The sequence below is a fragment of the Citrobacter sp. wls716 genome, assembly GCF_005280975.1.
Lineage (GTDB): Bacteria > Pseudomonadota > Gammaproteobacteria > Enterobacterales > Enterobacteriaceae > Citrobacter > Citrobacter youngae.
Genome location: NZ_SZWX01000055.1, coordinates 156,211 through 171,762 on the forward strand (window position 1 = coordinate 156,211; position 15,552 = coordinate 171,762).

Genomic DNA, 15,552 nt, shown 5'->3' on the forward strand with positions numbered 1-15,552 from the left:
CCGGCTGAGGGTGCTGTCAACGTACCAGCGATTTGCTCGTGGCGGTATATAACCAAAAAGTGACTGAGCGTACATGTATACGAAGATTATTGGTACTGGCAGCTATCTGCCTGAACAAGTGCGTACTAACGCCGATTTGGAAAAAATGGTCGAGACATCTGATGAGTGGATCGTCTCTCGTACAGGTATCCGCGAACGCCATATTGCTGGGCCAAATGAAACCGTTGCGACGATGGGCTTTGCCGCCGCTAACCGTGCACTTGAAATGGCCGGCATCGACAAAGAACAAATTGGTCTGATTGTGGTTGCTACCACGTCATCAACCCACGCATTTCCAAGCGCGGCATGCCAGATCCAAAGTATGCTGGGGCTTAAAGGCTGTCCGGCGTTTGATGTTGCAGCGGCCTGTGCTGGTTTTACCTATGCACTTAGTGTTGCCGATCAGTATGTAAAATCTGGCGCGGTCAAACATGCGCTGGTTGTCGGATCGGATGTGCTGGCGCGCACCTGTGATCCAACCGACCGTGGGACGATCATTATTTTTGGTGATGGCGCGGGTGCAGTTGTACTGAGCGCATCAGAAGAGCCAGGTATTATCTCCACCCATCTGCACGCTGACGGTAGCTATGGTGAACTGCTGACGCTGCCTAATGCCGATCGCGTGAACCCGGAAAACCCGATTCACCTGACGATGGCGGGTAACGAAGTTTTTAAAGTCGCGGTGACCGAGCTTGCGCACATCGTTGATGAAACGCTGGAAGCAAATAACCTCGACCGTTCTGCGCTGGACTGGCTGGTGCCGCATCAGGCAAACCTTCGCATTATCAGCGCAACAGCGAAAAAGCTGGGGATGTCGATGGATAATGTCGTCGTCACGCTGGACAGACATGGCAATACGTCCGCTGCTTCCGTACCGTGCGCGTTGGACGAAGCCGTCCGCGACGGGCGAATTAAAGCAGGGCAGTTGGTATTGCTTGAAGCCTTCGGAGGTGGATTCACCTGGGGCTCCGCGCTGGTTCGTTTCTAGTATAAGGATTTTAACATGACGCAATTTGCATTTGTGTTCCCCGGTCAGGGTTCCCAAACCGTTGGAATGTTGTCTGATATGGCAGCAAGCTACCCAATTGTTGAAGAAACTTTTGCTGAAGCTTCAGCGGCGCTGGGCTATGATCTTTGGGCGTTGACTCAGCAAGGTCCGGCAGAAGAACTGAACAAAACCTGGCAGACGCAGCCAGCGCTGTTGACCGCATCTGTCGCGCTGTATCGCGTATGGCAGCAGCAGGGTGGTAAAACGCCTGCGCTGATGGCAGGTCACAGCCTGGGTGAATACTCTGCGCTGGTATGTGCGGGTGTTATCGGTTTTGCCGATGCCGTACGTTTGGTTGAACTGCGTGGCAAATTTATGCAGGAAGCCGTACCGGAAGGCACAGGTGGCATGTCTGCTATCATCGGTCTGGATGATGCCGCTATCGCGAAAGCGTGCGAAGAGTCTGCTGAAGGTCAGGTGGTTTCACCGGTAAACTTTAACTCACCGGGTCAGGTGGTTATTGCCGGGCACAAAGAAGCTGTAGAGCGTGCAGGTGCAGCTTGTAAAGCTGCTGGCGCTAAGCGTGCGTTACCGTTACCGGTTAGCGTTCCATCTCACTGTGCGCTCATGAAGCCTGCAGCCGAGAAACTGGCTGTTGAACTGCAAAAAATTACCTTTAACACGCCGACTGTTTCCGTTGTGAACAACGTTGACGTGAAGTGCGAAACCACTGCCGATGCTATCCGCGATGCGCTGGTTCGTCAGCTTTACAGCCCGGTTCAGTGGACTAAGACCGTTGAATTTATGGCATCTCAGGGCGTAGAGCACCTGTATGAAGTCGGTCCGGGTAAAGTCCTCACCGGTTTGACGAAACGTATTGTTGACACCCTGACTGCTTCGGCACTGAATGAGCCGGCGGCGATGTCTGCGGCGCTAGAGCAATAAAAGAGGAAAACCATGAGTTTTGAAGGAAAAATCGCGCTGGTTACCGGTGCAAGCCGTGGCATTGGCCGCGCAATTGCTGAGACACTCGTTGCCCGTGGCGCGAAAGTTATCGGTACTGCCACAAGCGAAAGCGGCGCGCAGGCCATTAGCGATTACTTAGGTGCAAATGGCAAAGGTCTGATGTTGAATGTGACCGACCCTGCATCTATCGAATCGGTTCTGGAAAATATTCGTGCAGAATTTGGTGAAGTCGATATCCTGGTCAATAATGCCGGGATTACTCGTGATAACCTGTTAATGCGCATGAAAGATGACGAGTGGAACGATATCATCGAAACCAACCTGTCATCTGTTTTCCGTCTGTCAAAAGCGGTAATGCGAGCTATGATGAAAAAGCGTCATGGTCGTATTATCACTATCGGTTCTGTGGTTGGTACCATGGGAAATGCGGGTCAGGCTAACTACGCTGCGGCGAAAGCGGGTCTGATCGGCTTCAGTAAATCACTGGCGCGTGAAGTCGCGTCCCGTGGTATTACTGTAAACGTTGTTGCTCCGGGCTTTATTGAAACGGACATGACGCGTGCGCTGTCAGATGATCAGCGTGCGGGTATTCTGGCGCAGGTTCCTGCGGGTCGCCTTGGTGGCGCTCAGGAAATCGCCAGTGCGGTTGCATTTTTAGCTTCCGACGAAGCAAGTTACATCACAGGTGAGACTTTGCACGTCAACGGCGGGATGTACATGGTTTAACCACGATTGAAAAATATTTGCGTTATTAGGGTGAATGGCCTCAAAATAGCGCAAAATCGTGGTAAGACCTGCCGGGATTTAGTTGCAAATTTTTCAACATTTTATACACTACGAAAACCATCGCGAAAGCGAGTTTTGATAGGAAATTTAAGAGTATGAGCACTATCGAAGAACGCGTTAAGAAAATTATCGGCGAACAGCTTGGCGTTAAGCAGGAAGAAGTTACTAACAATGCTTCCTTCGTTGAAGACCTGGGCGCGGATTCTCTTGACACCGTTGAGCTGGTAATGGCTCTGGAAGAAGAGTTTGATACTGAGATTCCGGACGAAGAAGCTGAGAAAATCACTACCGTTCAGGCTGCCATTGATTACATCAACGGCCACCAGGCGTAAGTGAACATCTCCAGGCGGTCATTCGACCGCCTGAGTTTTATCTTTTTTTCCCACTTGAATTATTTTTCCCTCCCTGGAGGACAACCGTGTCTAAGCGTCGTGTAGTTGTGACCGGACTGGGCATGTTGTCTCCTGTCGGCAATACCGTAGAGTCTACCTGGAAAGCTCTCCTTGCCGGTCAGAGTGGCATCAGCCTGATCGACCATTTCGATACTAGCGCCTATGCAACGAAATTTGCTGGCTTAGTAAAGGATTTTAACTGTGACGACATTATCTCGCGCAAAGAACAGCGCAAGATGGATGCCTTCATTCAATATGGAATTGTCGCTGGCGTTCAGGCCATGCAGGATTCTGGCCTCGAAATTACGGAAGAGAACGCTCACCGTGTTGGCGCCGCTATCGGCTCCGGTATTGGCGGTCTCGGTCTTATCGAAGAAAACCATACCTCTCTGGTAAATGGTGGACCGCGTAAGATCAGCCCGTTCTTCGTTCCGTCGACGATTGTTAACATGGTGGCGGGTCATCTGACCATCATGTACGGCCTGCAAGGGCCAAGCATCTCCATCGCCACGGCCTGTACTTCAGGCGTGCACAACATCGGTCATGCCGCGCGTATCATTGCATACGGCGATGCGGACGCGATGGTTGCGGGTGGTGCAGAAAAAGCCAGTACACCGCTGGGTGTGGGTGGTTTTGGCGCAGCACGTGCGCTGTCTACGCGTAACGATAACCCGCAAGCGGCAAGCCGTCCGTGGGATAAAGAGCGTGACGGTTTTGTGCTGGGCGACGGCGCAGGTATGGTGGTGCTGGAAGAGTACGAGCATGCGAAAGCACGTGGCGCAAAAATCTATGCTGAAGTGGTTGGCTTTGGTATGAGCAGCGATGCTTACCATATGACATCACCTCCGGAAAATGGTGCAGGTGCTGCACTGGCGATGGTCAATGCGCTGCGTGATGCGGCGATTGAACCTGGTCGTATTGGCTATGTCAATGCGCATGGTACGTCCACACCAGCAGGTGATAAAGCAGAAACCCAGGCCGTGAAATCGGTGTTTGGTGATGCTGCACGTAGCGTGATGGTTAGTTCAACCAAATCCATGACCGGACACCTGTTGGGTGCTGCGGGCGCGGTAGAGTCTATTTTCTCTATTCTGGCGCTGCGCGATCAGGCTGTTCCACCAACCATCAACCTGGATAACCCAGATGAAGGTTGTGACCTGGATTTCGTTCCGCACGAGGCGCGTCAGGTTAGCGGTATGGAATACGCACTGTGTAACTCCTTTGGCTTCGGTGGCACCAACGGTTCTGTGATCTTCAAAAAGATCTAAGCACCAGCAGGTAACTTACCTGGCTCTAAGAGAAAAGGCCCGCTTGTCGGGCCTTTTTTTATTCAGCTTTCAGTCCTTGTCCTGGTTGACTCATCCTGCCAAACTAGCGGACCACGAATAAGGAGCCACTATGTTCTTAATTAATGGCCGTGAGCAGGATATGCTGGCTGCAAGCGATCGGGCGACGCAGTTTGGCGATGGCTGCTTTACCACTGCGCGTATTACCGACGGCGAAATTTGCTTTTTTGCAGCGCATCTCCAGCGTTTACAGGACGCATGCCAAACATTGTTTATCCCCTTCGATAAGTGGTCAGAACTGCAAGCTGAAATGGGAAAACTGGCTGCAGGGCATGCGCGTGGCGTACTGAAAGTGATTATCAGTCGTGGCAGTGGCGGTCGCGGTTACAGTGGGGCAAGCTGCCATGAGCCGACCCGTATCCTCTCCGTCTCTGTTTACCCTGCGCATTATGATAGCTGGCGAAAGCAAGGCATCGTGCTGGCGTTAAGTCCTGTTCGTCTGGGGCGCAATCCGATGCTTGCCGGGCTTAAACATTTGAATCGACTCGAGCAGGTGTTGATTCGCTCTCATCTTGAGCAGACGGACGCAGATGAAGCACTGGTTCTTGACAGTGAGGGATGGGTTACGGAATGCTGTGCGGCTAATTTGTTCTGGCGTAAGGGTGATGTGGTTTACACTCCCCGGCTGGATCAGGCTGGCGTGAACGGCATTATGCGACAATTCTGTATCCGGATGCTGGCACAATCGCCGTTCAGTATTGTCGAAAAGTATGCCGGGTTGGAAGAGGTTATGCAGGCCGATGAAATCGTCGTCTGTAATGCGTTAATGCCTGTTATTCCCGTGCGTGCCTGTGGCGACACATTGCTGTCATCACGTTTGTTATTCGATTTTTTAGCCCCACTTTGTGAGCACCCGAATTAGTCATGAAAAAACTGTTACTCGTTGTCCTGTTATTGCTGGTTGTGCTGGGCATTGCCGCGGGAGTGGGAATGTGGAAAGTTCGCCATCTGGCGGACAGTAAGTTATTGATTAAAGAAGAGACGATTTTTACGCTGAAAGCGGGTACGGGCCGTCTGGCCCTTGGCGAACAGCTGTATGCGGACAAGGTTATCAATCGCCCGCGCGTGTTCCAGTGGCTGCTACGTGTGGAACCCGACCTGTCGCATTTTAAAGCCGGAACCTACCGTTTTACGCCCGACATGACGGTGCGGGACATGCTGCAACTGCTGGAAAGCGGTAAAGAGGCACAGTTCCCGTTGCGCCTGGTTGAAGGGATGCGCCTGAGCGATTACCTCAAACAACTGCGCGATGCGCCGTATATCAAGCATACGCTGAGTGATGATAACTACGAGACCGTTGCCCAGGCGCTGAAGCTGGAAAACCCGCAATGGGTGGAAGGCTGGTTCTGGCCAGATACCTGGATGTACACCGCGAATACCACCGACGTGGCGTTGCTAAAACGTGCGCATCAAAAAATGGTTAAAGCGGTGGACACCGTCTGGGAAAGTCGTGCTGACGGCTTGCCGTATAAAGACAAAAATCAACTGGTGACGATGGCCTCAATTATTGAGAAAGAGACCGCTGTTGCCAGTGAGCGTGATCAGGTGGCCTCGGTCTTTATTAACCGCTTACGTATCGGTATGCGGTTACAGACCGATCCGACCGTGATTTACGGTATGGGGGCACGGTATAATGGCAAATTATCGCGTGCGGATCTGGAAATGCCGACAGCCTATAACACTTATACCATCACAGGTTTGCCGCCGGGCCCGATTGCCATGCCGGGTGAGGCTTCGTTGCAGGCCGCAGCGCATCCGGCCAAAACGCCGTATCTCTATTTCGTGGCTGACGGTAAAGGCGGCCACACGTTTAACACTAATCTTGTCAGCCACAACCGCTCCGTGCAGGATTATCTGAAAGTGCTTAAGGAAAAAAATGGGCAGTAACTATATCGTTATCGAGGGCCTGGAAGGCGCCGGAAAAACTACTGCGCGTAATGTGGTGGTAGAGACTCTTGAGCAACTCGGGATTCGCGACATGGTATTTACCCGCGAGCCCGGTGGAACGCAGCTTGCGGAGAAATTAAGAAGTCTGGTGTTGGACATTAAATCGGTCGGCGATGAGGTGATTACCGATAAAGCCGAAGTCCTGATGTTTTATGCCGCGCGCGTACAACTGGTTGAAACGGTGATTAAGCCGGCGCTGGCAAAAGGCGCATGGGTTATTGGCGATCGTCACGATCTGTCGACCCAGGCGTATCAGGGCGGCGGTCGTGGCATCGATCAACACATGCTGGCAACACTGCGTGATGCCGTGCTTGGTGATTTTCGCCCTGACCTGACTCTGTATCTGGATGTGACACCTGAGGTAGGACTAAAACGCGCTCGAGCACGTGGCGAACTGGATCGTATTGAACAGGAGTCTTTCGATTTCTTTAATCGCACCCGCGCACGCTACCTTGAACTGGCTGCCCAAGACGCCAGCATTCGTACAATTGATGCAACACAGCCGCTTGATGTCGTGATGGAGGATATCCGCACTACCATCACCGAGTGGGTGAAGGAGCAGGGCGCATGAAATGGTATCCATGGTTACGACCGGATTTTGAAAAACTGGTAGCCAGCTACCAGGCGGGTCGTGGTCACCATGCGCTACTGATTCAGGCGTTACCCGGCATGGGTGACGACGCGCTGATTTACGCTCTTAGCCGCTATTTAATGTGCCAGCAGCCAGAAGGACATAAAAGCTGCGGACAGTGCCGTGGCTGTCAATTGATGCAGGCAGGTACACACCCGGACTACTATTCGTTGCTGCCGGAAAAAGGCAAAAGCACGCTGGGTATTGATGCGGTACGTGAAGTCAGCGAGAAGCTGTACGAGCATTCACGCCTTGGCGGTGCGAAAGTGGTGTGGATCCCGGATGCCGCTCAGTTAACCGATGCCGCCGCCAATGCGTTGCTGAAAACGCTGGAAGAACCGCCCGCGCAAACCTGGTTTTTTCTTGCCAGCACAGAGCCAGCTCGCCTGCTGGCGACATTACGTAGCCGCTGCCGGTTACACCATCTTGCGCCGCCGCCTGAGTCGTATGCAATTTCCTGGCTTGCCCGTGAAGTAACAGCGTCGTCAGAAGCGTTGTTGAGCGCGTTACGCCTTAGTGCAGGTTCGCCCGGTGCGGCACTCTCGCTGTTACAGGCCGAAAGCTGGGCGCACCGGACCGACTTCTGTGCGGCACTGGCGAACACATTGCAGTCCGACGACTGGTATATCCTGTTGGCAGCACTCAACCATGAGCAAGCTGCGACCCGTTTACACTGGCTGGCAACGTTGTTTACAGATGCCCTCAAACGTCCGTATGGTGTTGCCCATTTAACCAATCCTGATGCTCTGACGTTGATATCGTCCATCGCTGAGCGGTTATCCGTCGCGCAGATACAGGCGATACTCGGTGACGTTTGTCACTGTCGTCAGCAATTGCTGAACGTGACAGGCGTAAACCGTGAACTGGTATTAACCGATCTTATTCTCCGTACTGAGCATTATCTGCAACCAGGCACCATACTGCCTGTTCCCCATCTTTGAGAGAGACATTATGTTTTTAGTCGACTCGCACTGCCATCTTGATGGCCTGGATTATCATTCTCTGCATAAGGACGTGGATGACGTGCTGGCGAAAGCGGCCGCACGCGATGTGAAATTCTGCCTTGCCGTTGCCACCACGCTACCGGGGTACCGCAGTATGCGCAAACTGGTTGGTGAGCGTGACAATGTGGTTTTCTCCTGCGGCGTGCATCCGTTAAATCAGGACGAAACCTATGATGTCGAGGATTTGCGTCGTTTTGCCGCCGAAGAGGGCGTAGTTGCGATGGGTGAAACGGGGTTGGATTATTTTTACACCCCGGAAACTAAAGTTCGCCAACAGGAATCATTCATCCACCACATCCAGATTGGCCGTGAGTTACACAAGCCGGTTATTGTTCATACCCGCGATGCGCGTGCTGATACGCTGTCTATTCTGCACGAAGAAAAAGTGACGGATTGTGGCGGCGTACTACACTGTTTTACAGAGGACAGAGAAACGGCGGGCAAATTGTTGGATCTCGGATTTTATATCTCGTTTTCCGGCATCGTCACGTTCCGAAATGCAGAGCAGCTCCGTGATGCCGCCCGCTATGTGCCTCTGGACCGGTTATTGCTCGAGACGGATTCTCCCTACCTTGCGCCTGTACCGCATCGTGGAAAAGAGAACCAGCCCGCCATGACTCGTGACGTTGCAGAGTACATGGCCGTAGTGAAAGGTGTTGCCGTTGAAGAACTGGCGCAAATCACCACAGATAACTTTGCCCGCCTGTTTCACATCGACGCCTCTCGCCTGCAATCAGTACGCTAACTGAGTTTTTTTAAAGCTCGTAATTAATAAACAAAGCGAGTAAAGTTCACCGCCATTAAATGGGCGGTGAATAACCAGTTTGAAACATTCAGATACTCATTTTATCGGAATGTGCGAGTTTTTCGGCCATCCACAGCTGAATTGTGATAGCCGTCAAACAAAAACGAACTGAATTATTTTACTCTGTGTAATAAATAAAGGGTACTTAGATACCCTGTCCACGGCGAGGTTCTCTCCCCTCGCCAATGCGTGAGAACGTAGAAAAGCACAAATACTCAGGAGCACTCCTAATTATGTTTAAGAATGCATTTGCTAACCTGCAAAAGGTCGGTAAATCGCTGATGCTGCCGGTATCCGTACTCCCTATCGCAGGTATCCTGCTGGGCGTCGGTTCCGCTAACTTCAGCTGGCTGCCAGCCGTTGTATCGCACGTAATGGCAGAAGCAGGCGGTTCTGTTTTTGCGAACATGCCGCTGATTTTCGCTATCGGTGTTGCGTTAGGCTTCACCAACAACGACGGCGTATCCGCTCTGGCATCCGTTGTTGCTTACGGCATCATGGTCAAGACCATGGCTGTTGTTGCGCCGTTGGTTCTGCATTTACCTGCTGAAGAGATCGCCGCTAAACACCTTGCTGATACGGGTGTTCTCGGGGGGATTATCTCCGGTGCGATCGCAGCGTATATGTTCAACCGCTTCTACCGTATCAAATTGCCTGAGTATCTGGGCTTCTTTGCCGGTAAGCGCTTCGTTCCTATTATTTCTGGTCTGGCTGCCATCTTCACAGGTGTGGTTCTGTCCTTCATTTGGCCGCCGATCGGTACTGCTATTCAGACGTTCTCCCAGTGGGCTGCATACCAGAACCCGGTCGTGGCGTTCGGTATCTATGGCTTCATTGAGCGCTGCCTGGTGCCGTTTGGTCTGCACCATATCTGGAACGTTCCATTCCAGATGCAGATCGGTGAATACACCAACGCTGCAGGCCAGGTATTCCACGGCGACATCCCTCGCTATATGGCGGGTGACCCGACTGCGGGCAAACTGTCCGGTGGCTTCCTGTTCAAAATGTACGGTCTGCCGGCTGCTGCTATCGCTATCTGGCATTCTGCTAAACCAGAAAACCGCGCGAAAGTGGGCGGTATCATGATCTCCGCTGCGTTGACCTCGTTCCTGACCGGTATTACCGAGCCGATCGAGTTCTCCTTCATGTTCGTGGCGCCGATCCTGTACATCATCCACGCTATCCTGGCTGGTCTGGCATTCCCGATTTGTATTCTGCTGGGTATGCGCGACGGTACATCATTCTCCCACGGTCTGATCGACTTTATCGTTCTGTCCGGTAACAGCAGCAAACTGTGGCTGTTCCCGATTGTCGGTATCGGTTATGCGATCGTGTACTACACCATTTTCCGTGTGTTGATCAAAGCGCTGGACCTGAAAACGCCGGGTCGTGAAGATGCGACTGAAGACAACAAAGCGGGCGCGACTGGCGAAATGGCGCCTGCCCTGGTTGCCGCGTTCGGCGGTAAAGAAAACATCACTAACCTCGATGCGTGCATCACGCGTCTGCGCGTCAGCGTTGCTGATGTTGCCAAAGTGGATCAGGCTGGCCTGAAGAAACTGGGTGCGGCGGGCGTTGTTGTCGCGGGTTCTGGTGTTCAGGCTATTTTCGGTACCAAGTCCGATAACCTGAAAACTGAAATGGATGAGTACATCCGTAACAGCTAAGCAGTAAGACGTTGGGGAGAACTAAGGCAGCCTGCGGGCTGCCTTTTTTATTGCCTTAATTGGCCTGAACGCGAATCGGCGCGGTGGCGGCGAACAGCCACGGACGAGCCTCTGCGTTCACGCGGGGGGATAACGTCTCTCTGACCTGCTGGTGGTAATCATCAATCCACTGTTTTTCTGCATCGCTGAGCAAATGCAGTTCAACCAGATTCAAATCAATCGGCACCAGCGTCAGCGTTGAGAAACGACAGAAGCCAGGGCGACTGTTGATAATCTCCACCTGATTCTCAATACGGATCCCATATTGTCCGGCCAGATAATAACCCGGCTCGATGGTAATGATATTGCCCGCAACCAGAGGCCAGGGGTTTACTTTTTTGGCGATGCGATGGGGTTGCTCATGGATGAGTAACTGATGACCCACACCGTGGCCGGTACCGTGATCAAAATCCAGACCTAAATCCCACAACGCCCGACGACTAAAGGCATCCAGTTGATGTCCCTGAGTACCGGTGGGAAACTGCAGTGAGATAAGCGATAAAAAGCCTTTCAACACGGCGGTGTAATGCAGACGACGCTGCGGATCCTGTGGACCAAAGGCGAGCGTTCTTGTTGTATCTGTAGTGCCATTTTGATACTGGCCGCCGGAATCATTCAGGTACATTGCCTGTGTGTTGATGGGGGTGTTTGTTTTCTCGCTGGAATGGTAATGACACATCGCCGCATTGCTGGCAGAGGCGGAAATAGTACTGAAACTTTGCTCTATAAATCCTGGCTGCTGCTGGCGAAACGCCAGCTGCTTGGCTTGTGCTTCCAGTTCAGTGACAGGATTACCTGCTGCCTCGCGCAGCGGAACCTCATGCGCCAGCCAGGCCAGAAAGTTTACCCATGCGGCGCCATCCTGTTCATGGCATTCCCGATACCCTGCCAGTTCAACATCATTTTTATGAGCTTTAATCAATGTGATGGGGTCGGGGGTCCAGAGAACCTCTCCTCCGTTTTGTTCAATGGCGAACCGCAGCGCGACTGGCGCATAGTCTTTATCAACCAGGAAACGCTTTCCTTGGGCAAGTTGCTGGCAGCGCGGAAGAAAGTTTTCTTGCGGGGCCAGCGTGATCGTCTCCAGCAACGATGCAGGCAGCTGCTGCGTCTTATTATTATCAACAAACCACTCCAGTTCGCCGCTGCGATGGAGCAGGGCAAACGAAAACGGCACTGGCACCATAGCCAGATCCGAACCGCGCACATTCAGCAGCCAGGCGATGTTATCCGGCAGCGTGATCGCCAGCACGTCGGCCTGATGCTGGGCCAGTTGTTCCACTATTCGTTCGCGCTTATGTGCGCTGCTTTCGCCGCTTATCTCAACGGGCATTTCACGAATTACACCACAGGGGGCGGCTGGACGGTCGAGCCAGATCTGGTCGAAGGGATCGCGTTCCATCGGAACCAGTTTGCAGTGAGTGGCCGACAGTGCTTCAAATTGGCTGTTGACCATCAGCAGAGGTTCAAAGCCGATACGCGCACCAGAGGTGACGTAAGCCTGCAAGTAGTCGGCCAGAGGTTCCTCGTGCAAATGATGGATTTCAAAATCATCGAGAGAGACTTCGTTACGCACCTGGACCTGATAGCGCCCATCGACAAACATCAGCGCGCGATCGCGAAGTACCAATGCAAGACCAGCGGAACCGCTAAAGCCGGTGAGCCAGGCCAGTTTATTGTCATGTGGCGTACAATCTTCACTTTGGTGAGCGTCGGCGCGCGGAACAATCATGCCATCCAGTCCATGCGCTAACAGCAGACTGCGCAGGGCGGAAAGAGGAGTTGAGTTGTGCATAGTTACCTTCAGGCCTTAACGGAACGGCGGTTCGTTGAACGTACGTAATTTACGGGAGTGCAGTCGGTCGCCTTCAGCACGCAGACGGTCGATAGCCCGGATACCTATTTGCAGGTGTTCAGAAATGGCACCTTCATAAAAACGGTTGGCCTGACCAGGCAGTTTGATCTCGCCATGCAGTGGTTTGTCGGAAACACATAGCAGCGTGCCGTAAGGGACGCGGAAGCGGTAGCCCTGAGCGGCGATGGTGGCACTCTCCATATCGATAGCTACCGCGCGGCTGAGGTTAAAACGTAGCGCAGAAGCGGAATAGCGTAGCTCCCAGTTACGGTCGTCGGTGGTGACGACGGTTCCGGTACGTAAACGCTGCTTAACCTCTTCGCCGGGCATGCCGCTGACTTCTTTGGTAGCGTCATACAGGGCGCGTTGCACTTCCGCAATGCTCGGAATCGGAATGTCCGGCGGCAATACGGCATCCAGTACATGGTCGTCACGCAGATAAGCGTGGGCCAGAACATAGTCGCCAATTGCCTGACTTTCACGCAGACCGCCGCAGTGACCAATCATCAGCCAGACGTCAGGACGCAGTACGGCCAGGTGATCGCAAATGGTTTTGGCGTTAGAAGGGCCGACGCCGATATTAACCAGCGTGATCCCCTGACCGTCGGCGGTAATTAAATGCCAGGCGGGCATCTGGTGTTTTTTCCACGCCAGATCGGAGATGGCCTCTTCCGGCGCTTCAGTTTCCGCGGTGATCCAGATCCCGCCCGCGCATGACAGCGCGATATACGGGCTGTCCGGATCGAGGATCTGGCTGCAACCCCAGCGCACGAACTCATCGACGTAGCGGGTGTAGTTGGTGAACAGTACAAAGGGCTGAAAGTGCTCAACCGGCGTTCCCGTGTAGTGACGCAGTCGCGCCAGCGAGAAATCGACTCGTCGCGCGTCGAAGTGCGACAACGGGGAGAACTCCGCCGGATGATAGGTACCATCCGCAGTTTCATCGCCAATCTGTGACAGCTCGGTGGTCGGAAAATGGCGCGTCAATCCGGCGCTCATCGAGCGGTCGAGCGTCAGTTCAGAGCCGTCAATGACATACGGATAGGGAATTTCATGTTGCGACGGCTCGACGGAAATATGCGCATCATAATCCTGATACAGCAGCGTCAGTTGTTCTTCAAGATAAGGGCGAAAAAGCGACGGGCGGGTGATGGTTGTGGTATAGCAGCCTGCATGGGTAAAACGGCCATAGGCGCGGGTTTTGGGGGGATTGGTGGCGCTGCCATCCCAGGTGACACAAAGCGATGGGTAAACAAAAAGACCGTTTTGGCGGGCGATGTCGTCAGGGAGCGTCCCTGTTTCAATATACTTACCAATGGCGCTACGCAGTGCTTTAACCGACTGCTCGTACAGCGCGTCCAGTTTATCCAATGCCTGAGCCGGGGTCAGGCTGGAGCCCTTATTGTTCATGTCTGTCTCCTTGTTCCACAGATGTACTGCTCTCCCGATAGTATGTCACAGGAATGTGAAACAAAAGTCAGACGTTGAGGAAGATTATGCGAAGACCCGATGGCCTTCGCATAAAGGTTTACGCGTGTTGCTTATCTCTCATCAGCATTGCGGTCACGGCCGAAATAAGGCATCCGGCCATCAGGTAAATGGCAACGCTGTGCCAGTCGCCACCGGAGAAAGTCACTAATGCAGCGGCAATAAAAGGCGTAAAACCACCGCCGACAACGCTGGCAACCTGATAACCCACGCCTGCGCCACTGTAGCGATAGCTTGCGCCAAACAGGCCGGTAAACATAGGCTGCTGTACGCAGACCACCATATCGTGCGCAATGTTGGCCAGCATAATCGCGAAGAACACTATCCAGAAAATGGACTGCGCTTCCAGCGCCATGAAGAATGGGAAGGCGCTCAGCGTACCGACCAGCGCACCGGTAATATAGACGCGCCGACGGCCAAAGCGATCGGCAAGCCAGGCAAAGCAGGGGATGGTCAAACAACTCAGCCCACCAACCAGTAACCCGATATTCAGAAACAATTCGCGCGGCAGCCCCAGGTTCTGCGTGGAGTAGTTGAGAGCAAATGCGGTGACGATGTACATCGTCAGGAGCTCACACAGACGCAGGGCGATAATTTTCAGAAATGCTCCTGGGTGACGGGTGAGCGCCTCGATAACCGGCAGCCGCTTTTTCACCGGTTGAGGGGCCTGTTTTTGCTGTTCGAATTCAGCCGATTCATCCATTCTGTTGCGCATCCACAACGCGCCCAGAACCAGCACAATGCTGAACAGGAACGGAATGCGCCAGCCCCAGCTCAGGAACTGCTCATCGGTTGTTTGCGAGCTAATCAGCGAGACCAGCCCCGTAGAGAGCAGTAGCCCGACGCCGTAACCGACCTGAACGCCGCTACTGTAGAAGGCTTTTTTATTTTTCGGCGCACTTTCGACCGAGAGCAACGCCGCGCCACCCCATTCACCGCCAACGGCGAATCCCTGAACGGCGCGCAGCGTCACCAGTAGCACAGGAGCCCACCAGCCAATGGTGTCAAAAGAGGGAATAATCCCGATCAGCGCAGTGGCAATACCCATCATCCAGACGGTAAGCATCAACATACGTTTGCGGCCCAGACGATCGCCGAAGTGGCCGAAGATTATCCCGCCTAACGGACGGAACAAAAATCCGACGCCAAAGGTGGCGAATGCGGCAAGTGTTCCCATCGCCGGACTAACCTGCGGGAAAAACTCGCGATTAAAGACCAGCGCGGCGGTGATGCCATAAAGCAGAAAATCATACCAGTCGACCACGGCACCCGCGAAGCTGCCGAGTGCGGCACGTCGGGCACGGTTAAGCGATGAGGTGTCCTGCTGGGGACCCGTGGAGGTGAGGGTGGAATCCATAGTTATCCTGTCTGTACTGTTTTTTAATTATTAGTATTGGAGTTAGGTTACGCACATTGCAGTCGAGGTATAAACGACTGTAATGAGACTACCGCGACAGACGAGAAGATAAAACGATTTTATCCCTTACAAGAGGACAAGATGAAAAATAAGACGATTGAAGAAATTAATAAGCAAAAAGCCCGCTTAAGTTTCCTTAAGCGGGCTTCTCTAAATATGGCTCCTCTGACTGGACTCGAACC

General features: G+C 53.1%; 14 protein-coding genes. 11 read left to right on the plus strand and 3 right to left on the minus strand.

Annotation, left to right across the window (positions count from 1 at the left end; translation table 11 throughout):
- Positions 1–73 precede the first annotated feature (73 nt).
- From fabH to ptsG, 11 genes are all read left to right on the plus strand, one after another.
- On the plus strand, positions 74–1,027 hold the full coding sequence (fabH, locus tag FDX24_RS21705; protein WP_137345648.1) for a beta-ketoacyl-ACP synthase III: 954 nt from the start codon (positions 74–76) through the stop codon (positions 1,025–1,027).
- 15 nt (positions 1,028–1,042) lie between these two features.
- On the plus strand, positions 1,043–1,972 hold the full coding sequence (gene fabD, locus FDX24_RS21710) for an ACP S-malonyltransferase (RefSeq protein ID WP_061068121.1): 930 nt from the start codon (positions 1,043–1,045) through the stop codon (positions 1,970–1,972).
- A gap of 12 nt (positions 1,973–1,984) precedes the next feature.
- Positions 1,985–2,719 carry a 3-oxoacyl-ACP reductase FabG gene (gene fabG / locus FDX24_RS21715; protein WP_003036255.1) on the plus strand — a complete coding sequence of 245 codons (735 nt, stop codon included), beginning with the start codon at positions 1,985–1,987 and terminating at the stop codon, positions 2,717–2,719.
- Between the two features lie 155 nt (positions 2,720–2,874).
- On the plus strand, positions 2,875–3,111 hold the full coding sequence (acpP, locus tag FDX24_RS21720) for an acyl carrier protein (protein WP_000103754.1): 237 nt from the start codon (positions 2,875–2,877) through the stop codon (positions 3,109–3,111).
- Positions 3,112–3,197: 86 nt separating this feature from the next.
- Positions 3,198–4,439 carry a beta-ketoacyl-ACP synthase II gene (gene fabF, locus FDX24_RS21725; protein WP_005129014.1) on the plus strand — a complete coding sequence of 414 codons (1,242 nt, stop codon included), beginning with the start codon at positions 3,198–3,200 and terminating at the stop codon, positions 4,437–4,439.
- A gap of 130 nt (positions 4,440–4,569) precedes the next feature.
- Entirely contained in the window at positions 4,570–5,379 is an 810-nt protein-coding gene (pabC, locus tag FDX24_RS21730; protein WP_061068120.1) for an aminodeoxychorismate lyase, read from the plus strand.
- A 2-nt stretch (positions 5,380–5,381) separates the two neighbouring features.
- Positions 5,382–6,404 (plus strand): cell division protein YceG, encoded by a 1,023-nt coding sequence (gene yceG / locus FDX24_RS21735; protein WP_061068119.1) that lies wholly within the window; start codon positions 5,382–5,384, stop codon positions 6,402–6,404.
- Positions 6,394–7,035: a dTMP kinase gene (gene tmk / locus FDX24_RS21740; protein ID WP_048211240.1), complete on the plus strand. Its 642-nt coding sequence runs from the start codon at positions 6,394–6,396 to the stop codon at positions 7,033–7,035. The genes yceG and tmk overlap by 11 nt, the downstream gene beginning before the upstream one ends.
- Positions 7,032–8,036, plus strand: coding sequence for a DNA polymerase III subunit delta' (holB, locus tag FDX24_RS21745; RefSeq protein WP_048211241.1), 1,005 nt, complete (start codon positions 7,032–7,034; stop codon positions 8,034–8,036). Before tmk ends, holB begins: the two co-directional genes overlap by 4 nt.
- A gap of 10 nt (positions 8,037–8,046) precedes the next feature.
- Positions 8,047–8,844 carry a metal-dependent hydrolase gene (locus FDX24_RS21750; RefSeq protein ID WP_137364901.1) on the plus strand — a complete coding sequence of 266 codons (798 nt, stop codon included), beginning with the start codon at positions 8,047–8,049 and terminating at the stop codon, positions 8,842–8,844.
- A gap of 293 nt (positions 8,845–9,137) precedes the next feature.
- A complete protein-coding gene (gene ptsG, locus FDX24_RS21755) occupies positions 9,138–10,571 on the plus strand; it encodes a PTS glucose transporter subunit IIBC (RefSeq protein ID WP_005128998.1) in 1,434 nt (477 codons plus the stop codon).
- Positions 10,572–10,626: 55 nt separating this feature from the next.
- Here the strand turns inward: ptsG and FDX24_RS21760 are convergent, their stop codons facing one another.
- The 3 genes from FDX24_RS21760 to shiA form a co-directional block, all read right to left on the minus strand.
- Entirely contained in the window at positions 10,627–12,405 is a 1,779-nt protein-coding gene (locus FDX24_RS21760; RefSeq protein ID WP_137364902.1) for an aminopeptidase P family protein, read from the minus strand.
- 15 nt (positions 12,406–12,420) lie between these two features.
- A complete protein-coding gene (locus tag FDX24_RS21765) occupies positions 12,421–13,875 on the minus strand; it encodes an AMP nucleosidase (protein WP_005128994.1) in 1,455 nt (484 codons plus the stop codon).
- Between the two features lie 118 nt (positions 13,876–13,993).
- Entirely contained in the window at positions 13,994–15,310 is a 1,317-nt protein-coding gene (gene shiA, locus FDX24_RS21770; protein WP_061068116.1) for a shikimate transporter, read from the minus strand.
- Positions 15,311–15,552 lie beyond the last annotated feature (242 nt).